Source organism: Porticoccus sp. GXU_MW_L64, assembly GCF_052983295.1.
The window spans coordinates 23522-44947 of record NZ_JBRKJK010000005.1; the positions used below are offsets into that span (position 1 = coordinate 23522).

16 protein-coding genes are annotated in these 21426 nt (G+C 55.8%); 12 read left to right on the forward strand and 4 right to left on the reverse strand.

All coding sequences use genetic code 11. The features are described from left to right. Positions 1–79: 79 nt before the first annotated feature. The 5 genes from dapA (at position 80) to ACVBEJ_RS04455 (ending at position 4856) form a co-directional block, all read left to right on the forward strand. Positions 80–958, forward strand: coding sequence for a 4-hydroxy-tetrahydrodipicolinate synthase (gene dapA, locus ACVBEJ_RS04435; RefSeq protein WP_447128397.1), 879 nt, complete (start codon positions 80–82; stop codon positions 956–958). 10 nt (positions 959–968) lie between these two features. Then, entirely contained in the window at positions 969–2009 is a 1041-nt protein-coding gene (bamC, locus tag ACVBEJ_RS04440; RefSeq protein ID WP_447128398.1) for an outer membrane protein assembly factor BamC, read from the forward strand. Between the two features lie 153 nt (positions 2010–2162). After that, positions 2163–2927, forward strand: a complete 765-nt coding sequence (locus ACVBEJ_RS04445; RefSeq protein ID WP_447128399.1) for an MBL fold metallo-hydrolase — start codon at positions 2163–2165, stop codon at positions 2925–2927. A 435-nt stretch (positions 2928–3362) separates the two neighbouring features. Next, positions 3363–4043, forward strand: coding sequence for an OmpA family protein (locus ACVBEJ_RS04450; protein WP_447128400.1), 681 nt, complete (start codon positions 3363–3365; stop codon positions 4041–4043). Further along, entirely contained in the window at positions 4044–4856 is an 813-nt protein-coding gene (locus ACVBEJ_RS04455) for a class I SAM-dependent methyltransferase (RefSeq protein WP_447128401.1), read from the forward strand. It abuts the gene before it with no gap. A 41-nt stretch (positions 4857–4897) separates the two neighbouring features. On the opposite strand, the gene ACVBEJ_RS04460 is transcribed toward ACVBEJ_RS04455, so the two are convergent. The 3 genes from ACVBEJ_RS04460 to ACVBEJ_RS04470 form a co-directional block, all read right to left on the reverse strand. Next, complete coding sequence (locus ACVBEJ_RS04460; protein ID WP_447128402.1) at positions 4898–5773, reverse strand: DMT family transporter; 876 nt, start codon at positions 5771–5773, stop codon at positions 4898–4900. Between the two features lie 33 nt (positions 5774–5806). Continuing rightward, a complete protein-coding gene (gene dapE / locus ACVBEJ_RS04465) occupies positions 5807–6961 on the reverse strand; it encodes a succinyl-diaminopimelate desuccinylase (RefSeq protein ID WP_447128403.1) in 1155 nt (384 codons plus the stop codon). Between the two features lie 168 nt (positions 6962–7129). Further along, positions 7130–7906 carry an SDR family oxidoreductase gene (locus ACVBEJ_RS04470; protein WP_447128404.1) on the reverse strand — a complete coding sequence of 259 codons (777 nt, stop codon included), beginning with the start codon at positions 7904–7906 and terminating at the stop codon, positions 7130–7132. A 171-nt stretch (positions 7907–8077) separates the two neighbouring features. Here ACVBEJ_RS04470 and ACVBEJ_RS04475 point away from each other — a divergent pair, with 171 nt between their 5' ends. The 5 genes from ACVBEJ_RS04475 (at position 8078) to nadA (ending at position 15770) form a co-directional block, all read left to right on the forward strand. Beyond that, entirely contained in the window at positions 8078–8680 is a 603-nt protein-coding gene (locus ACVBEJ_RS04475) for an RNA polymerase sigma factor (protein WP_447128405.1), read from the forward strand. Next, positions 8680–9822 carry a FecR family protein gene (locus ACVBEJ_RS04480; RefSeq protein ID WP_447128406.1) on the forward strand — a complete coding sequence of 381 codons (1143 nt, stop codon included), beginning with the start codon at positions 8680–8682 and terminating at the stop codon, positions 9820–9822. Before ACVBEJ_RS04475 ends, ACVBEJ_RS04480 begins: the two co-directional genes overlap by 1 nt. A 478-nt stretch (positions 9823–10300) precedes the next feature. After that, complete coding sequence (locus ACVBEJ_RS04485; RefSeq protein ID WP_447128407.1) at positions 10301–13060, forward strand: TonB-dependent receptor plug domain-containing protein; 2760 nt, start codon at positions 10301–10303, stop codon at positions 13058–13060. Positions 13061–13127: 67 nt separating this feature from the next. Further along, positions 13128–14627: an SLC13 family permease gene (locus ACVBEJ_RS04490; protein WP_447128408.1), complete on the forward strand. Its 1500-nt coding sequence runs from the start codon at positions 13128–13130 to the stop codon at positions 14625–14627. 81 nt (positions 14628–14708) lie between these two features. Further along, complete coding sequence (gene nadA / locus ACVBEJ_RS04495) at positions 14709–15770, forward strand: quinolinate synthase NadA (RefSeq protein WP_447128409.1); 1062 nt, start codon at positions 14709–14711, stop codon at positions 15768–15770. Positions 15771–15851: 81 nt separating this feature from the next. On the opposite strand, the gene ACVBEJ_RS04500 is transcribed toward nadA, so the two are convergent. Continuing rightward, entirely contained in the window at positions 15852–17303 is a 1452-nt protein-coding gene (locus ACVBEJ_RS04500; protein ID WP_447128410.1) for a M48 family metalloprotease, read from the reverse strand. Positions 17304–17424: 121 nt separating this feature from the next. On the opposite strand from ACVBEJ_RS04500, the gene ACVBEJ_RS04505 reads away from it, so the two are divergent. Together ACVBEJ_RS04505 and aceE are read left to right on the forward strand one after the other, a co-directional pair. After that, positions 17425–18525 (forward strand): AI-2E family transporter, encoded by a 1101-nt coding sequence (locus tag ACVBEJ_RS04505; protein ID WP_447128411.1) that lies wholly within the window; start codon positions 17425–17427, stop codon positions 18523–18525. Positions 18526–18742: 217 nt separating this feature from the next. Continuing rightward, on the forward strand, positions 18743–21391 hold the full coding sequence (gene aceE, locus ACVBEJ_RS04510) for a pyruvate dehydrogenase (acetyl-transferring), homodimeric type (RefSeq protein WP_447128412.1): 2649 nt from the start codon (positions 18743–18745) through the stop codon (positions 21389–21391). Positions 21392–21426 lie beyond the last annotated feature (35 nt).

The window sequence follows — 21426 nt, forward strand, 5'->3', positions numbered from 1 at the left end:
AGGCCTCTTGAGCCCCCGCCCGGCGACCAGTACCATAGCCCTCCTTTTTACTTTCTTCATGCTTTCTTCAGGACATCCAATGATCACCGGTAGTATTGTCGCTTTGGTTACCCCCATGTTGCCCACCTCAAACGAAGTGGACTGGGACGGGCTGAAACAGTTGGTAGACTGGCACATCGACGCCGGTACCAGTGCCATTGTTGCCGTGGGAACCACCGGTGAATCAGCGACCCTGAGCATGGATGAGCACAAGCGGGTGATCAAGGCGGTAGTAGACTATGCCGCTGGTCGCATTCCGGTGATTGCCGGTACCGGTGCCAACTCTACCCAGGAGGCGTTGGAACTCACTACCCAGGCCAAAGAGGTGGGTGCCGATGCCTGCCTGCTGGTCACCCCCTACTACAACAAACCCACTCAGGAAGGTCTGTTTCAGCACTTCAAGGCCATTGCCGACAAGGTGGCTATCCCCCAGATTCTCTACAATGTGCCCGGCCGTACCGCCTGTGATATGTTGCCAGAAACCGTATTGCGCCTCGCCGCAGTAGACAACATTGTCGGTATCAAGGAGGCCACCGGTGACCTGGAGCGGGCGCGGCAATTGATCGATAGCTGTCCGGACGGCTTTGCCATTTATTCCGGTGACGACATGACGGCCACCGAACTGATGCTTATGGGGGGGCACGGAGATATTTCCGTCACTGCCAATGTAGCCCCGCAATTGATGTCGCAAATGTGCCGGGCAGCCCTGGAAAGCGATGTTGAACAGGCGCGGGCTCTCAATGCTCGACTGGATGCATTGCACCATGCCATGTTTGTGGAGTCCAACCCGATTCCGGTGAAGTGGGCTCTGCTGGAAATGGGGCGCATCCCCGCCGGTATTCGCCTGCCGTTAACCCTGTTGTCTGCTGAACAGCAACCGGTGGTTCGCGCCGAATTACAAAAACTTGAGCTGGTTTAGGAGATTCCCTTTGCTGTACAAAACCACGTCCATTGCATTACTCAGCTTGTGGCTTTCCGGTTGCAGCCTGTTTGGTGATACTTTCCGCGACCGCAGCAACGACTATCAATTGGCGGAAGAAGTGGCGGCTATCGACACTCCCGCCAGCAGCGTGGATGGTGCTATTGCCGAGCTGTACCCCATTCCCGCCATTCCCGACGATTCCATCATTCCCGGCGAGTTTCGAGTGCCCAGACCCCAGCGGGCTTCGCTGGCGGCGTTTGAAAAACAGGTAAAAATTCAGTCCCTGTCCGGCAAAAGCTGGGTACTGGTGCAGGCCAGCCCGGATCGGGTGTGGCCGGAAATTCGCAACGTACTGACCCGCAATGGCATTCTGGTGGAATCCCTCAATGCCAAAGAGGGCTTGATTGAAACCGTATGGGTCAACTACAAGGAAGACGAAAACGATTCCCACCGCTATCGCCTCAAAGTGGAACCCGGTGTGCAATTTAATACCACCGAAGTCAGCGTAGTGCACAACAGCGCCCCCAAAGGTGATGAGCGCGTTACCGACTGGGCACTGGAATCCGACGACGAGGCCAAGGAAAAGGAATTGCGTCAACTGGTGGCGGAAGCCCTTGCCGGAGATATTGGTAACAGCTCGGTATCACTGCTGGCGCAGACCATTGGCGGTGAGGCCAAAGTGGAAGTGCACAGCGCCAGCGGCCAGCAGCCCTATGTGCTGATCAAGCTGGATTTCCCCCGCTCCTGGGGGGCCGTGGCCTATTCGCTGGACGACCGCGATGGCAGTGGTGCCTTTGCCATTGTTGACCAGGATCGCAGTGCGGGTGTTTTCTACGTGCGCCATAAAGAACTGGACGAAAAAGGCGGTTGGTTCAGCGGCTGGTTCGGCTCTGGCGACGACAAAGAAATTCGCCGTGTGGATTACCACGTTACCACCACCCAGGTGGATCGCGGCGTGGAAGTGCGCATTGCCAACCCCGATGGCAGCCTGTTGGAGCCCAACGAAGCGCTGCGGTTGTTAAAAGAGATACGCGGTAATCTATCCTGATTTTGACTATTGGGCACTTCTAAAAATGCACTATTTCCGCGATAGCTGCGTTGGCGTCGTACTCGAGTCCTCATGTATGTCTTATACACTGCGGGTCTGCGTGCGCCGCCGCCTTGCTCTCGCGAAAATTTCACTATTTTTAGAAGCGCCCAATTGCTAACATTCGCCTCCCTCGGTAGCGGCAGCCAGGGTAACGCTACCCTGGTGGAGGCTGCGGATACCTGCCTGTTGGTGGACTGTGGTTTCTCCATGCGGGAAACCGTGCGCCGCCTCAGCCAGCTGCAGCGAACCCCCGATCAACTCAGTGCCATTCTGGTCACTCACGAACACGGCGACCACATCAAAGGCGTTATGCCTCTGGCGCGCAAATACGGTTTGCCGGTGTACCTGACCGGCGGCACCGCCAAAGCAGTTGCCGAGCGCATTCAGAACGTGGATATACGCCTTGTGCGTGACGCCGAACAGTTCACTATTGGCGCTCTGCGGGTGCAGCCCGTGGCGGTGCCACACGATGCCAGAGAGCCAGTGCAGTATCTGTTTTACCACGGCGATTTGTGCCTGGGGGTGCTCACCGACCTGGGGTCCATTACTTCCTATGTGAGCGAATGCTACCAGCGCTGCGATGGCCTGTTGCTGGAGTGCAATCACGATTTGCAGATGCTCGCCAGCGGCCCCTATCCGGCATCGCTGAAACAGCGTGTCAGCGGGCCCTGGGGCCATCTCAATAACCACCAGAGCGCCGATTTTCTCAGTCAGCTCAATGGCAGTAGTTTGCAGCATTTGGTATTGGGCCATATCAGCTTGCAGAACAATTCCCTGCAGCGGGTGCGAGAAGCGGTTAGGCCGCAATTGGGTGGTGTTGGCCGGGTTCATTACGCCTGTCAAAACGAAGGCTTTAGCTGGCTGCAATTGGATTGAATCTGTGAGCTTAGGCTTCAGGCTTGAATTAAGCTGTTAAGAGAAGTTTGTAAGTTGTTGATTTTTCGTTGTTGTCCACAAGTCAATATTGACCGATCATTTATTTGTAAAAAGCCTTTTGATTTTCTTTTGATGCTATAAAAAATCTATAAGCTATTGAATTAAAAGTACTTAAACTGCTGTTTAAAAAATGTCCAATTTGTTGGTGGCCACGGAGATACGGGCACTTGCGACACTTACAAAAAAGTTATCCACGGCGTTATCCACAGGATATGTGAGTAACTGAAATTTTGCCGCAAAGCGATTGTCAACAGCAGGGATTTGTTGACGTTGTCGCAAACTGTTACAGGCGCCCTTGTGGTTGCTTGATGCATCCCGGAAAATACACCGCGTTTTTACGTCTCAGAATATGGGCCACAAAATATGGAGAATACAATGAAAAATCCTGGCAAAAAATCACTGCTTAAAGCGGCCATGGTGGTTGCTCTTGCGGCAACTGTTGCCGCTTGTACCACCGTTAATCCTTACACTGGAGAACAGCAAACCAGCAAGGCGGCCAGCGGTGCTGGCATTGGTGCTATTGCCGGTGCTGTAGTGGGCGCCATTGCCGATGACGGCGATCGCAAAAAAGGCGCCTTGCGCGGCGCCGCTGCCGGAGCCTTGCTGGGCGGCGGCATTGGCTACTACATGGATGTGCAGGAGAAACACCTGCGCGACCGTCTGGTGGGCACCGGTGTTCAGGTTCAGCGTGAAGGCGACAATATCCGCCTGGTGATGCCCAGCAATATCACCTTTGGTGTGGATCGTTATGACGTGCGCTCCGAGTTTTACCCAACCCTGGAATCTGTATCCTTGGTGATCGACGAATTCGACCAGACCAACGTGCGTGTTTACGGCCATACAGACTCCACCGGCTCCGATGCTCACAACCAGACTCTGAGCGAACGGCGCGCTTCCAGTGTCGGGCAGTTCCTGCAGGCGCAAGGTGTTTCCGGCGCTCGTATTTCCACCTTTGGCTACGGTGAAAAATACCCGGTAGCCAGCAACAGCAGCACCGCAGGCCGCCAGCAAAACCGCCGTGTGGAGCTGGAGCTGCAACCTCTGGATCAACAGTAATTGAAAGCGCCCTGTGCGCTCAGTGCCGCCCCCGGCTTTGACAGCAAGGGGCAGGCGCTGGCCGCGGAGCTGGGCCTGGAATTGGTACCCTGGCCCGACCACAAGCCATCGCAGAACTTGCCTATCGAGTACGCGATGGCTTTTTTGTGCTTGTTGACTGTGGATGAGCACGGCCTGGGCCTGCAGCTAACCGGGCCCGATGCCCCCGGCCCGGTGCGCTGCGAATTTGCCTCGGGAGCTGCTGCCCACCGCCGTCAGTATGGCGGTGGCCGCAAGCAGGATATTTCTCGCGCCATCGGTCTGGACAAACGCCCGGAATTGCAAGTGCTGGATATGACAGCGGGCCTGGGTCGCGATGCTTTTGTACTCGCCACCCTGGGGGCCAGGGTGACGTTGCTGGAGCGCAACCCGATAGTGCATGCTCTGTTGGCAGATGGCCTGCAACGGGCATCTCAGGCAGCGGATCAGGAGCTGCGCAATATAGTGGCGCGCATGGAATTGTTGCGACAGGATGCGTTGCTGGCAGAGATGCCGGTGTTGGCTACCCAGGCGGATGTGGTTTACCTGGACCCCATGTTCCCCGGCCGACAAAAATCCGCCAAAGTGAAAAAAGACATGCAGGCGTTTCATGCGCTGGTGGGTGACGACGGGGATGCAGACCAGTTGCTGCCAATGGCTATAGAGGTGGCGCGCTACCGGGTAGTGGTAAAACGCCCTGCCAAAGCGCCTTACCTGAACGACTGCAAACCGGGCTACAGCCTGAGTGGAAAATCCACTCGCTACGATATTTACAGCAAGCGCAAACTGGCGTAGCTATTCAGTTATGTCCCGGGTTTCGCTTCGCTTCACCCGGGCTACTCACCGGTCTTTTTCAGCGCAAAATAATTGCCGCCCAGAATCATCACTACGCCTGCAAACGCCGTTGCTGTCCATTGGTAATTTTCAAATAACGTGGATAAGCCAAGGGCTACCAACGGGATCAACAGGGCGCTGTAGGCGGCGCGTTCCGGGCCGATACGCTGTATCAGCAGCAGGTAACAACCAAACGCGATAACAGTGCCAAATACCACCAGAAAACCCATACTGGTCAGGTAGGGCAGCGTCCATTCCATAGTAAACGGCTTGTCCATTATTAGTGCCACCAGCAGCATCAGCAGCGTGCCGTAAGCCATGCTCCAGGTATTTGTTTGCACTACCGGCAAACCCTGCTGGCCGTTGCGGGCGGCGGCCATATTGCCCAGCGAGGCCACAACCGGGGCGCCAAGGCCAAACAACAGGCCGACAAATGCCGAGCGGTCCCATTGTGATTGCTCAATTTCCGGGTAGTAAATCAACCCGACCCCCACAAAGCCAATCACCGCCCCCAGCAAAACCCGTGGCTCAAATGGGCGCTTTAACAGCAGCCTGCCATTAACAATGTTCAAAAAGATAATGGTGGTAAACATCACTGCCACAATGCCACTGGTGATGTGTTCTTCCGCCAGGTAAACAAACCAGTAGTTGATGGCGAACAGGCAGCTGCCCTGATAGAACAGATAAGGGTGGTGATGGCGCTCAATGCGCAGGTTGAGGTTTTTGTAACGGCACCACGCCAGCAGCAGTAAAACCGCCAGGGCAAAGCGATACACCAGGGAAATAAGCGGGTCTACCACGCCCAGCTGGAAGGTGATGCCCAAAAAAGTAGAGCCCCAGATGAGCACAACGGCGATATAGAGAAACAGGTTGTTCACATTAAGCGCCCTCGTATTGACGAGACAGGCAAGTTACAGAAACAGTTTGCCCAGAATACGCTCGTAAACAGCGCTCAAGGTATTCAGGTCGGCGGCACTGACCTGTTCATCCACTTGGTGAATGGTGGCGTTAACCGGGCCCAGTTCTACCACCTGGGTACCCAGTGGTGCGATAAAACGGCCATCGGAGGTGCCGCCAGCGGTGGACAGTTCTGTGCTGATGCCCGTCACCTCTTTGATGCCTGCAACCGCTGCCTCTACCAGGTTGCCACTGGCGGTAAGGAACGGTTGGCCGCTCAAATTCCAGTCCAGTTCGTAGCTTAGTCCATGCTTGTCGAGGATGGCTCCGGTGCGTTGTTGCAATTGCTGCGCGGTTACCTCGGTGGAAAAACGAAAATTGAAGACCACTTCAAGTTCACCGGGAATCACATTGGTGGCACCGGTGCCGCCGTTGATGTTGCTGATTTGAAAGCTGGTGGCCGGGAAAAACTCGTTGCCATTGTCCCATTGCTCCGCCGCCAATTCTGCCAGTGCCGGTGCCGCACTGTGAATGGGGTTGTCCGCGAGGTGCGGGTAGGCCACATGGCCCTGAGTGCCTTTGACCGTCAACACGCAACCCAGTGAACCGCGGCGGCCATTTTTGATGACATCGCCCACGCGAGCGGTGCTGGACGGTTCGCCCACCAGACACATTTCCGGAGTAATGCCCTGTTGCTGCAGCCACTCCACTACCTTGATGGTGCCGTTCACCGCCGGGCCTTCTTCATCGCTGGTAATCAGGAAGGCGATGCGACCGTTGTGTTGGGGGTGTGCGGCAACAAACCCTTCCACCGCCGTCACCATGGCCGCCAGTGAGCCCTTCATATCCGCCGCACCGCGACCGTGCAACATGCCGTCTTTTACAACCGGCTCATAAGGCGGGTTTTGCCACTGTTGTTCCGGCCCGCTGGGTACAACATCCGTGTGCCCGGCAAAACACAGGATTGGCGCGGCTGGGTCGTTGCTGCCGTTGCGTACCGCCCAGAAATTATCCACATCGCCAAATCTCAGTGGCGTTACCTCAAAACCTGTGGCCTGTAGGCGGCTTATTATTAATTCCTGACAACCAGCGTCTTCTGGGGTGACAGAACGGCGGGCAATCAGGTCGCAGGCCAGTTGCAGGGTGGGGGATAATTCGGTGTTTGGCATGGGTTTTCTGTGGTTAGTGGTCGAGGCGGGAGTGTAGCAGTTTCGGGGCACTGAAGGACTGCTATGTGTTTTTTCCTGTCAGGGGTAACTTTGATTGTGAATCATTGCTGATCCACTCCAGTTTTATGTCCGGCACGTATAAGGTTGCCGGTTTAATATCCAAACCCTTCAAGGCACCTGCACCATACCGCCATCAATACGCAGAGTAACGCCGGTGATATAGGAGGCCAATTCGCTGGCCAGAAACGCGACCGGGGCGGCGAATTCGTTGACGTTGCCGTAGCGCCCGGCGGGGATGGTTTGCAGTGCGGTTTGTTTGGCCTCGTCAGGAGTCTGGCCGGCGTTGGCGGCTCTCTTTTCGTCCAGAAAGCGCACCCGGCTGGTGTCTATACGCCCAGGTGCCACCACGTTCATGGTGACTCCGAAGGGGGCAACTTCGTTGGCCGCGGTTTTGTGCCAGCTCACCAGCCCGGAACGCAGGGTATTGGAAACTGCCAGGTTTGCAATGGGCGAGATAACGCCGGACGAAGCAATGGTAATGATCCGCCCCCAGCGCTTTTCGATCATTGGTTGCAGCGCAAGCTGGCTGAGCTGGATGATAGAAAGCAGCATGGGTTGTATTTGCGCGGCAATGTCTTCTGTTGCCACAGCTGAGGCTGACGAGGGCTGTGGTCCGCCGCAATTGTTGATCAGGATGTCCGGCGTTGCCCCGAATTGCTGAAAAGCCTCCATGATTTTCTCTGGCGAACCCTTTGAGCTCAGGTCGGCTTCAATGTACTGGCAGTCAAAGCCAATGCGGTGCGCGGTCTTTTCGAGTTTGCTGCTGTCCCGCCCGACGATCGTTACCCGGGCACCTTCCTCCGCCAATCGGGTGGCAATGGCCGCCCCCAACCCTTGCGAACCGCCCAGAACAAGCGCATTCTTGTTTGTTATACCCAGGTTCATATCAGTGCCTCTGCCGGTCAGTAATGTCTGGATTCTGGGCGAGCTTTTGCCGACTGTCCACCGGGTAAAATTATTTTTGATGAGGAGTGTCGGTTTTTGTCGGTTGTTGTGTCTTATAGGGTTGAGTGAAGTAATAATCAATCGCCGAACCACATATCAGGTGTTTGCTGGATGGGAAAAAAACACGACAAAACCACTGCTGGGTCATCGGTGACTGCAGCCTTCCTGAAGCATAAAAGTTTTTTGAATGCCTTTTTGCGGAAGTTTATGCACCGCCCCCAGGATATAGAAGATATTGCTCAAGAGGCTTATCTTCGGGCGTTCAAGGCAGAAAAAGAGCGCGATGTTGGCCACCCGAAAACACTGCTGTTCACCATTGCCAAAAACGTGGCGTTGAACGAGTTGCGCAGCAAGGCAAAGCGGGTGACCGGCTATATTGAAGAATGTCATTCGGACATGGATGACCTTTTGTCCTCAACAGTCGATGAAGAAATAGAGGCTCTGGACGGCTTGCAGAGTTATTGCAAGGCCGTGGATGCGTTGCCAGAACAGTGTCGGCGGGTGTATTTGTTGAGAAAGGTACATGGCTTGCAGCACAAAGATATTGCCGAACGCCTAGGCATCACTGTGCGCTCGGTTGAACGACATTTGCAGAAAGGTGCCATCAAGTGCAGGGCCTTTTTGCGGGAAGAAGAAAGCATGCAAAAAAATCGGTCTTTGGACGCCAGTCGCCAACAGCGGGTGCGTTTGATGAATAAGGGAAGGACAGAGTAATGGATAAGGTGACAGACTTTCCTGATCGCAGGCAAATCGAGCAGGAAGCCAGTGAATGGCTGATCAGGTTGGACAGCGAGAACAGGATGCAGCCGGAAGAAATTCAGGCGTTGCGGGAGTGGATGCACCGCAGCCCGGTACATCGTGACGAGCTGATCAGCTTTGGTGAATTCTGGAGCAACCAGTCACTGGTTGCTCTGCCGATTTCTCTGCAGGAACTCTACTACCGGCCCGAGCCGGTCACGGGAAGAACCTGGGGGGGGCTCTGGCCTGTGGCTTCTCTGGCAACGGGGTTGCTTGTACTGGTGAGCTTGCTTGGCCTCTGGTTATTCACGGATAGCTATAAAGAACAAAACGAACTGTACGCCACGGCTGTTGGTCAGCAGCGGGAAATATCCCTGCCCGACGGTTCGAAAATGTTCCTCAATACCAACAGCCAGGTGAAAGTCGTTTATGCCATCGAACATCGCGACATTTTTTTGTTGCAGGGCGAAGCGCACTTTGATGTGGCCAAGCAGAAAGACAGGCCTTTCCGGGTGTACGCCGGTAACAGCCGCGTTCAGGCAGTCGGTACCGCCTTTACCGTTTACTACCGACACAATAACGATGTGGACGTAACCGTGAGCGAAGGCAAAGTGGCGCTGGGGGTTTTTGATAAAGTGATAAAAAAACCGAATGTCGCACGGCCCAACGCCGGTCCGAAGGCTGGCAAAAAAGGGACGTCAAAACGTTCTCCGGATGGTTATCTGGCCGTTCCTGTTGACGAACTGGGGGTGTTGAAGGCCGGGCAGACCACAACCATCCTGGTTGCCCAGGAGCCCGGCGAGCCGGAAAATTCCCGGCTTGGGGATATCAAGAATATTGCACCTGGGGAAATCAAGCGGCGGGAAGCCTGGCGCTCCGGGGTGCTGGATTTCGCCGGCACATCTCTGGAAGAAGTAGTGGACGAAATGAGCCGCTATACCACCATTTCCATTGACATCAAGGATCCAGAACTGAAAAAAATTCGCATCGGTGGCCGCTTTGATGTAGGCAGTACCGACGCTTTGTTTGATGCGCTGGAAGCCAATTTCGGTTTGCAGATCACCCGTTTCAGTTACAACCATGTGCAGATTTCATCTGCAATAGACGAGAAAAAATAATTTTTTTCGTCGACCAGTGTCGGTATTTAAGTGCGGTTTTGTCTCATCCAATGAGAGCCGCAACGTCAGTAAAAAAATACAGTTGATGGCAACTCGTATGGGGAAATTTGTTCCAGGGGGGTTTGTTTCCAGTATCGGCAGAGTCGTATTTATGGCCTTGCTGGTGTCGGTTAACGGACTGTGTTTTGCGACACAAGCATCGCAGGATGTTGCCACAAAAACCCACAAAATAAATATTCCCTCACTGAATGCCGTAGACGCGTTTAGTCGTTTATCGGTACAGACAGGTGAGGCGTTTATTTACCCATACGATCTGGTTGCTTCGCATAAAACAAAAGCGATAGTTGGCGAATACACTGTATTAAAAGCGCTGGAATTGATGCTTCGCAACACGGGGCTTGCAAGCGGTCTCTCGAAAAAGGGGTCCATACGGATATTTTTATCCGCGGACATTCAAAATACGAGAGAGGAAAAACCAGTGAAATTCAAACGAAGAGGAGTGTGGGCTGCCCTGGCAGCTGTATTCGCGAGTTCTGGTGCTACGGCTCAGGCGCAGAGCGAAGAAGACGCCCAGGGCAAAAGCCAGGCTATTGAAGAAGTGGTGGTAACGGGTTCCAATATCCGTTCACGCAACAAAGACTTTCAAACACCATCGCCCATTCAAACCGTGGGCTTGAAGGAAATTGCCGACACCGGTGCCGTTCAGGTACAGGATATATTCAAGGGCATTACCGCCAACTCGGGTTCGCAGTTGCTGCAAGACGTGACCAACTTGCAGGGCACTTCCCAGTTCTCCCTGCGCGGTCTTGGTGTGGGCTCCACCCTGACGCTGATTAACGGTCGTCGTGCGGGGCTGGCTCCGGTTGTGGATAACTCCGGTCAGTTGTTTACCGATGCCAACCAATACCCGATCAATATGATTGAGCGCGTCGAAGTGCTGACTGATGGCGCGTCTTCCACTTACGGTTCCGAAGCGGTTGCCGGGGTGGTGAATATTTTTACCCGGGATAAATTTGAAGGCTTTGAATTTGGCGGAGAGTTTCGCGACACCACCAATCAGTCGGCGCAACTCAATGCCGCCTTTGGTGTACAAGGTGAGCGCGGTGGGTTGACGATATTCGCCAACTACTACACCCAGGACAGCGCCACCCGTTCCGACTTTCCCAACTTTGCCGATGGCAACCGCCTGGAAGATGGCATTGCCGGTGGCTTCGATTCGGTAACCGGTTCGCCGGGGCGTTTTAACCAGGCTCTACCCGATGCTTCTGTGGCCGGTGGCTTTGCCCGTGCCGGCGGCCCGTCCACTCCAGACCCGGACTGTGTAGAGGCCGGTGGCCTGTTGGATGTCGCTGCTGGTAACTGCCGTTATCACTTCCTGGATCAACGCCGCATTTTTCCGGAAGAGGACCGCTTTCAACTGTTCTCTTCCGCTAATTACGATGTTTCTGATCGGCTGAATATTTTCGGTGAATTTGGTTTTTCCCGAAACGATATTCGCGATGGTAACGGCGGCCTGCTTACCCGGCAATTCACCAATGATGGTGGCTTTCTGGTGCCAGGGGACCACCCCTTTAACTTCTTTGTGGCCGATGCCGGTGCCCCCGGTGGTATTCGCTATGCCGGGCCGGAGGCGTTTGCCGCCGACTCCAACCTGGAAGCAGTTGACCTGATCTACCGTGGCCGTCCACGGGGCAGTGACGCCGATGGTCCCAACCAGGCGGACATCAGCACTATCTTTACCAATACCCGTATTGTGGGTGGCTTTGATCTGGAGCTGAACGACAATTGGCTGCTGTACGGTTCCTACGTGTGGGCCAATTCCGACTTCGAGCGCACCGCGCCGCGGGAGTGGGACATTCCGGTATTTGCCGAGCAGATTGTTGCCGGTGCCTGGAATCCCTTTGGTACTCGCATTGTCAGCCCCGACCTTGTTTCGCCCAAAGATGGTGTGTCGGTTGCCGGCAACAGTAACGAGGTGGAATCGCTGTTCAGCCTGTTCCGCAACGATGTGGCACTGGTACGCCAGAGTGTTGCCGAGGTGTCGCTCAGTGGCGAAACCGGCATACAGCTGGGCGGTGGCCCCATCGCCGTGGCGTTTGGTGGCCAGTACCGGGATATCGAACTGGAAGACGTGCCGGATGGCCGTTACCAGAGTGGCGATAACCGCCTTAACGAAACCGTACCTGCGGTGTTTGGCGAGCAGGATGTTTACGCGTTCTTTGGCGAGGCGCACTTCCCGGTTACCGATTGGCTGGAAATACAAACCGCGGTGCGTTTTGAAGATTACGCGGAACAGGGTGGCGACACCCTGGACCCGAAAATCTCCTTCAAGGCCGACCTGAACAGCAGCCTGTCGCTGCGTGCCTCTTATGGTACATCCTTCCAGGCGCCCTCAATTCGCCAGGTGGCGGGTATTATCGGTAACGGCACTGTAACCGACCCCGGCCCTGCGCCCGGGGAAACTCTGGGGCAGGACAGTATCGGCGACAACGTGATTGTCACTATTGTCACCGAGGGTTCCGACGATCTGATTCCCCAGTCTGCCGAGAACTTCAATATCGGCTTGGTGTACCGGCCAGACTGGGGGCTGGATCTGTCACTGGACTGGTTCTACTACGACTACCAGGACCTGATTCTCCAGGACTTTGCCGCACAGCAAGTGTTTGATCTGGTAGCCGCTGGCGATCTCGACTCTGCCAGGGTGCTGCGCAGTCCGGACGGCCAGGCATCCACGGCCATTTCCAACTTTGTCAACGGCGGTTCTGCGGAAGTGGGGGGCTTTGATCTGGTTGCTGCCTATCGCACCGATGTGGGCGAAGGCGGTTTGCTGATCGATGTGAAAAGTACCCTGTTGTACGAGTTTGAATCCTCGGAGTTCGGGGATATTCTCGGCAACCGGAACTTCCGCAACGGCTTTGGTTCAACCCCGGATTTCCGCTTTAACGTGGGGGCCACTTACGATTACGGTCAACACCGTTTTAACGTAACGGTTCGCCACATCGGGGACTACACCGACGACCAGAGCAACAGCACGGTTGATTCCAACACCACCATCGATTTGCGCTACGATGTTGAGCTCAATGATCTGGTTGGCGGTGAAGGTACCAGCCTGAGTGTTGGTGTGGTCAATCTCCAGGACAAGATTGCACCGCGCCTGATCGACCGGCCATTCTTTGATACTGAAGTACACGACCCCCGGGGTCGGCAGCTTTACCTGTCCTTCAAACAATCCTTCTGATGGCTGAAACGGCATACAGGATCACGGTGATTCTGTATGCCGCCTGCCAAACCCTATAAGTTGACCTGTGAATAATAAAACTGATCTGGTGCCCGGCATTGGACTCTACGCCGGGCCTGTTATCGCCGTTGTGCTGCTGTTGGTGGGGGCGCCGGACGACTTGCAAAATGGCGCGGACTCGCTGCCACAGGCCTGGGTTGTACTGGCCCTGTTGTCGCTGATGGCAGTGTGGTGGGTGACGGAAGCAGTGCCCATTCCGGTCACATCGCTGTTGCCGCTGATTGTATTGCCGCTGTCGGGTATCAATACCATGGCGCAGGCAGCCACACCCTATATGCACCCCATTGTTGTGCTGCTGTTGGGCGGGTTTATTTTCGCCAAAGCCATCGAACAATGGGGGTTGCACGAACGCATTGCCCTCAATGTGGTCGCCCGCTCCGGCAACAGCCCGGCGCGCCTGATCGGTGGTTTTATGCTGGCGGCGGCGGGGCTGTCCATGTGGATATCCAACTCCGCCACCTCCATTATGATGATGCCCATTGCGCTTTCTGTTGCGGCAGTGATCGAGCCCGATAACAGTGAGCGCCCGGCCTTTACCCTGGCCCTTTTGCTGGGTATTGCCTATGCCTGCTCCATTGGCGGCTTGGGTACACCGGTGGGCACCCCGACTAACCTGATCATCATTGGCTATCTGAACGACCAAACGGGTCAGGAGATAGGCTTCTCGCAGTGGATGCGGCTGGGCCTGCCCATGGTGGCGGTCATGCTGCCACTGGCCTGGTATGCCATGACTCGCTGGGTATTCAAAATGCCGAAAGTTGACGCTGCGAAGGCTCATCATCTGGTGGCGGATCGCCTGAACACACTGGGCAAAATGAGCGTACCGGAAAAACGCACGCTGATGGTATTTGCGGCAGTGGCCGCGCTTTGGGTGTTTCGCCGACCACTGAATGAGCTGGAGCTGGTTGTGGGCGACAGCACCCTGAAACCGCTGGCGGGGTTGACCGATCCAATGACCGCCATCATTGCGGTGCTGCTGTGCTTCCTGGTTTCCGCCGGTGGTAAAAGCGGCGAAAAAGGCAACGCACAAAAGCTGCTCAGCTGGCAGGCGGCGGAAACCATTCCCTGGGGAGTGCTGTTGTTGTTTGGTGGCGGCATGTCGCTGGCGCAGGCGATCGCATCAACCGGGCTCAGCGCCTATATTGGGCAAAGCCTGTCGGTGTTGGCTGAACTGCCACTGCCTGTGCTGATGCTGCTGATTGCGGCGGCGGTACTGGCCCTGACCGAAGTGACCAGCAACATTGCCACCGCCTCAGCCCTGATGCCGGTGTTGGGGGCAGTTGCCATTGAAACCGGTGTTCCCCTGGTATTAATGGCGGCTCCGGTGGCACTGGCGGCAAGCTGTGCCTTTATGTTGCCAATGGCAACCGGGCCCAATGCGGTTGCATTCTCTACCGGGCGCGTCAGTTTGATGACAATGGCGAAAGCGGGGTTGCGCATTAACCTGATCGCCGTAGTGGTGATTACTGCGGTTGCCTACTTCCTGGCCCCAGCCGCTCTGGGTTGAGTTGGCATGAGTTAAGCTCGCATAGAGCGCCACCAAAGGCTGTGCTAAAATTCGCGCCCCAAAAACCACACGCCCAGTTTCATGTCAGCCAGCGAAAAACTCAAAATAGCCGAGAATACCGAGCACCGTGCTGTGGTGCAGGAGTATCTGGAGCACCTGCACGACAAGCCCAAGTACAGTTGCGATGAAGTCGCCCGTTATCGCGAGCGCCTTGTGGAGTTACTGGCGGCCAAAGACGCGGTAATTGTGGCCCACTACTACACCGACCCGGAAATTCAGGCGTTGGCGGAGGAAACCGGCGGCATTGTCTCCGACTCCCTGGAAATGGCCCGCTTTGGCAGCCAGCACAAGGCGTCCACCCTGTTAGTGGCCGGCGTAAAGTTTATGGGAGAGACTGCCAAAATCCTCACCCCGGAAAAACGCGTGTTGATGCCCACTCTGGAAGCCACCTGTTCTCTGGATATCGGCTGCCCGGCAGATGATTTCAGCACTTTTTGTGATCAACACCCGGATCGTACCGTGGTGGTGTATGCCAATACATCGGCGGCGGTAAAAGCCCGCGCGGACTGGGTGGTGACGTCCAGCATTGCGCTGGATGTGGTGGATTACCTGGACGGCGAGGGCGAGAAAATTCTCTGGGCACCGGACAAGCACCTGGGCAGCTACGTGCAAAAACAAACCGGCGCCGATATGTTGCTGTGGGACGGCAGCTGCATTGTGCACGAAGAATTCAAGGCCCGCGGCCTGCTGGATTTGAAAGAGGTGTACCCGGATGCCGCCATTCTGGTGCACCCGGAATCGCCGGATAATGTGGTGCAAATGGCCGATGCGGTGGGCTCGACCTCCCAGTTGATTGCCGCCGCCAGGGACTTGCCTCACAAGCAGGTTGTTGTCGCTACCGATGAAGGTATTTTCTTCAAAATGCAGCAGGCGGCTCCGCAAAAAGAACTGATTATTGCCCCCACCGCAGGCCGCGGTGCCACCTGCCGCAGTTGCGCAAACTGCCCCTGGATGGGCATGAATCATTTGCAGAACATGGTGGAAACCCTGGAGCAGGGCAGCAATGAGGTGTTTGTAGACGCCGAATTAGGCCGCCGCGCCATGCTGCCGTTGCAGCGAATGCTGGATTTTAAAAATCGATAAATTGACTGCGGGTAGATCGGTTGAACTCGTCATTCTTCGCTGCGCTCAGAATGACGATTAGCCGCCTGATTGCCCGCAGCCTCAAAGTTTTTTAATCTGCTTTTCCAATTCCCCCAGTTCAATCAACTTCTCATTCACAATCGCGTTTTGCTGAAAGTCGTGGCGGCTGAGTTTGGCGGCGTGGTTGAGTTGATCCCGTGCCTGGCTGAAGGCACCCACCAGAATAAAGTATTCCGCCCGGGCGCGGTGCAGGCCAACGATATCACCGGCTAGGCCGCGCACTTCCGCCAGTTGGTACCACACCTGCGGGTCTGTGGGACGCTGCCGCGACAGTTGTGTGAGCTGCTGATTGGCGAGCTGGAATTTTTCCGCTTTGGTGTAAGCGGTGGCCAGTTTGATTTTCAGGGCGTGGTCGTTGGGGTAGAGCAGGGATTGTTTTCGCGCCAGGCGAATCACTTCTTCGTTATTGCCCTGGGCCAACAGCAAATCCAGTTCCGCCAGTTTGTACAGTTGGTGGCTGCCCTGTTGTTGCAATTTCTTCAGTTCTTTGCCCGCTTCCGATAGTCGTTCACCGGCGATAAGCGCCAGCACCAGACCGTATTGGGCGGCCTGGGGAGGCGTGCCATCGGTGCCTTTCAGCTGGCTGCGAAAACGCTTGGCGGCGCGGTTGGCGCTGCCTTCAAAGTGCAGCAAAACTCTGGCGCGGATCAGGTGGTAATCCAGGTTTTCCTGGTAGTCTTGTTTGGGGTAATCGTTGGCGCGCAGCTGGGTATCGGATATGCGCTTTTCGGTCAGCGGGTGAGTGCGCAAAAACTCCGGTACCCGCTGCCCGGAAAAACGGCTGGCGTGCTGCATGCGCTCGAACATGCGCGGTGCGCCCTGAGGGTCGAGTCCTGCCCGATGCAGGGTTTCGATACCAATGCGGTCGGCTTCCTGTTCATTCTGGCGGCTGTAGCGCAGTTGCTGGTCTTGCGAAAGCGCCTGCGATGCGGTGAGTGCGGCAATGCCGGCATCGCCTTTGCTGGTGGCGGCCAACACCAATCCAGCCAACAGTCCGGCCATGGTGGTGACGGAGTTTTTCTTGCGCTCCTGCAGGCCGCGGGCAAAGTGGCGCTGGCTCAGGTGGGCCAGTTCGTGTGCCAGTACCGATGCCAGTTGATGCTCACTTTCGGAAAAGTTGAACAGCCCGTTGTGAACGCCGACCACTCCGCCGGGAACCGCAAAGGCGTTCATGGTGGGGTTGTCTACCACGGTGATTTCCAGGCGGCGATCTTTCAGTTCGCTGTGAACCAACAGGCGGTAGATCAGTTGTTCTACGTATTGTTGGGTTTCCGGATCCGAATATTCATTGGTGCGGCTGCGAAAGGCCTTCAACCACAGGCGCCCCAGTTCGTGCTCTTTGCTCAGGGTGACGCCGGCGGAGGTGGCATCACTGAGCTCCGGCAGGTTTGCGTCCTGCGCCTGGGCGGTGGATGCCAGCAGAGTGACGATCAAAATTGCGCGTATCCAGTTCATGGGAAATAAATATTTCAAGATGGCCTCTGTTTGGCTCGCCAGTGGGGTTGAGATGCCATAGACTTCAGCTACCTATCCTAATGTACATGGCAGTGATTCGACAGTGGAATCTCGCCTGTGTTGCTTGTCAGGAGAGACAATGCCCGCAAAACCACAAAAAAACAGCGTAAAGGGCCGCTTTGACGGCTGGCTGAATCGCTACTTTGGTGACAGTGAGGCCATCCTGCTAACGCTGATGTTGGCCGGTGGTTTAGTCATTATTCTGACAATGGGCAAAGTGGTTGCGCCGGTGCTGGCTGCTCTTATCCTTGCCTTCCTGCTGCAGAGCCCGGTAGAGCGTTTGCAGCAGTGGCGAATGCCGCCGCTGGCCTCGGTGATCACAGTGTTTGTGCTCTTTGTCAGTGTGTTGCTGGCCGCTCTGATATTTATGGCGCCTCTGGTGGTGCGCCAGGCAAGCAACCTGCTGTCGGAAGTGCCGCGCATGGTGTCGCAGCTGCACACGGCGCTGATGACGTTGCCGGAAAAGTACCCGCAGTTGGTTTCCGAGGAACAGCTAACATCCCTGATGGGGCAGCTTTCTGGCCAGCTGGCGGTGGGTGCAGAAAACATGTTGGCGGGGCTGTTTAACACTGTGCCCAATCTGGTGGCGGTTATCGTTTACCTGGTGGTGGTGCCTTTTATGGTGTTTTTCATGCTCAAGGATCGCGAGCCGTTGCTGCAGGCTCTCAGCGCTATGCTGCCGGAACACCGGCCGGTAATGAGCCGCATCTGGGCTGAAATGAACGACCAGATGGCCAACTATGTGCGCGGCAAGGCGGTGGAAATCGTTATTGTCGGGGTGGCAACCTATGTGGTGTTTCTGATTCTGGGGGTTAATTACGCGGCGTTACTGGGTTTGCTGGTGGGCTTTTCGGTGGTGATTCCCTACATCGGCGCAGCCCTGGTAACCATTCCGGTGGCTATGGTGGGCTACTTTCAGTGGGGTTGGGGCGGCGACTTTATGTGGCTGATGCTGGCGTACGGGGTAATACAGTTTCTCGATGGCAATGTGTTGGTGCCGCTGCTGTTTTCCGAGGCGGTGAACCTGCATCCGGTAGCAATTATTCTGGCGGTGTTGGTGTTTGGCGGCTTCTGGGGCGTGTGGGGGGTGTTCTTCGCCATACCCCTGGCGACATTGGTAAAAGCGCTTTATAACGCATGGCCTCGTACCGAGGTTGTACCCCCTGATCAGGAATTGTAACCATGCCAATTTTTCATTATTCAATGCCGCTTTGCTTTATCTTCAATAAAATCAATTGCTTGTGATGATTTTTGGGGCTATATCTCCCCTTGGGGCAATGGACGCCTACAGGCAATTTTTGTAGAATGCGCCGGTTTTGTAATTTGGTTACAGGTTGGCTTGGCTGCACACCGCTGTGGCCGACAGACAGATGCAGATACAAGAGGCAGAAAACAGTATGCAGAATGATATCGACCCCATCGAAACCCGCGAGTGGCTGGATGCTCTCCAGTCAGTGATTGACAACGAAGGCGAGGAGCGCGCCGCCTATCTTATCCAGCAATTGATGGATCGAGCCAACGACAAAAGCATTCCACTGCCTGCCGCCATTACCACCCCCTTCCGCAATACCATTTCTGTAGCTAACCAAAAGCCCATGCCCGGCGACCTGTTTATGGAGCGCAAACTGCGTTCCATGATTCGCTGGAATGCCATGGCCATGGTGATGCGCGCCAACCAGCGGGAAGATGGCATCGGTGGTCACATCGCCTCGTTTGCGTCTTCAGCCACGCTGTACGATGTGGGCTACAACTACTTCTTCCGGGGGCGCAACGACAAGCACCTGGACGATTTGGTTTTCTTCCAGGGTCATATCTCCCCGGGCATCTACGCCCGCTCCTATCTGGAAGGGCGTCTCAGTGAAGAACAGATGGACAAGTTTCGTTGCGAGGTTGAAGGCGGTGGTCTGTCCTCCTACCCGCACCCCTGGCTGATGCCGGACTACTGGCAGTTCCCCACGGTTTCCATGGGCCTGGGGCCCCTGCAGGCCATTTATCAGGCACACATTATGCGCTACCTGTCCGCTCGCGGCCTGGTGGAGCGCGGTGATCGCCAGGTGTGGGCGTTTCTGGGTGACGGTGAATGTGATGAGCCGGAAACTCTGGGTGCCATCTCCCTGGCGGGTCGCGAGGGTTTGGAAAACCTCACCTTTGTGATCAACTGTAACCTGCAACGCCTGGATGGTCCGGTGCGCGGCAATGGCAAGATTATCCAGGAGCTGGAAGGCATTTTCCGTGGCGCAGGCTGGAATGTCATCAAAGTGATCTGGGGCCGTCATTGGGACGCCCTGCTGGAAAAAGACACCACCGGTCTGCTGCAAAAACGCATGGACGAAGTGTGCGACGGCGAGCTGCAAAACTACAAGTTCAACGGCGGTGCCTACACCCGCGAACACTTCTTCGGCAAATACCCGGAGTTGTTGGAACTGGTGAAAGACCTCAGCGACGACGAAATAATGAACCTCAACCGCGGCGGCCACGACCCCTATAAAGTGTACGCAGCCTACGCAGAAGCGGCGGCCCACAAAGGTCAGCCCAGCGTGATCTTGGCCATGACCGTGAAGGGTTACGGCATGGGCGATGCGGGCGAGTCCGCCAACATCACCCACTCGGTGAAAAAGCTGGATATCGAAAGCCTGAAGAGCTTCCGCGACAAGTTTGGCATTCCCATCGGTGACGAAGACCTGCCCAACCTGCCGTACTACCGTCCGCCGGAAGACAGCGCTGAAATGGCCTACCTGAAAAACCGCCGCGACGAATTGGGCGGCCCGGTACCGGCCCGTCAGTCTGACTTTAACGCGCTCAACGTACCGTCGTTGGATGTGTTCAAAAAGCAACTGGAAAGTACCGGTGAGCGGGAAATTTCCTCCACCATGGCGTTTGTGCGGGTGCTGTCCAACCTGGTCAAAGACAAGGAAGTGGGTAAGCGCATTGTGCCCATCGTGCCGGACGAAGCCCGTACCTTTGGTATGGAAGGCATGTTCCGCCAGCTGGGTATTTATTCATCGGCGGGCCAGAAATACGTTCCCCAGGATCGCGACCAGATCATGTTCTACAAAGAGGACAAGAAAGGTCAGATTCTGGAAGAAGGTATCAACGAAGCCGGCGCCATGGCCGCCTGGACTGCGTTGTCTACTGCCTACAGCAATTACGATTGCCCCATGGTGCCGTTCTACGTGTACTACAGCATGTTCGGTTTTCAGCGCATTGGCGACCTGGCCTGGGCAGCGGGTGACTCCCAGGCGCGTGGCTTCCTGATTGGTGCCACCGCTGGGCGCACCACCCTGAACGGTGAGGGCCTGCAACACCAGGACGGCCACAGCCACATTCTTGCCAATACCATTCCCAACTGCCGCAGTTACGACCCGGCCTACAGTTTCGAGCTGGCGGTTGTGATTCAGAACGGCCTCAAACGCATGTACGGTGACAAAGAGAACTGCTTCTACTACATCACCACCATGAACGAGAACTACGTGCACCCGGCCATGCCCGAGGGTGCCGAAGAAGGTATTATCAAAGGCGCTTACCTGTTGGAGCAGGGCGGCAAAGGCAAGCTGAAAGTGCAGTTGCTGGGTGGCGGTACCATCCTCAACGAAGTGCGCGAGGCCGCTGCCATTCTCAAGAAAAATTACAAAGTGGATGCGGATATCTGGAGCCTCACCAGCGTTAACGAACTGACCCGCGACGGCCAGGCCTGCGAGCGCTGGAATATGCTCAACCCGGAAGCGAAGCCCCAGGTACCCTACATTACCAGCCAGCTGGCCAGTCGCAGCGGCCCGGTAATTGCCGCCACCGATTACATGAAAAACTACGCCGAGCAGTTGCGTCCTTACATTGATGCCAACTATAAAGTGCTGGGTACCGATGGCTTTGGCCGCAGCGACAGCCGCGAGGCCCTGCGCCGCTTCTTTGAAGTGGACCGCAACTACGTGGTGGTTGCCGCGCTGAAATCCCTGGCGGACGAAGGCAAGGTGGAAGCCTCGGTGGTGACTCAGGCGATAAAAGATTTGGGGATCGACCCAGACAAAGCCAATCCGCTGTATTGCTAATGGAAGTGTGCTGTTGATTACCGTAGGGTGGATTA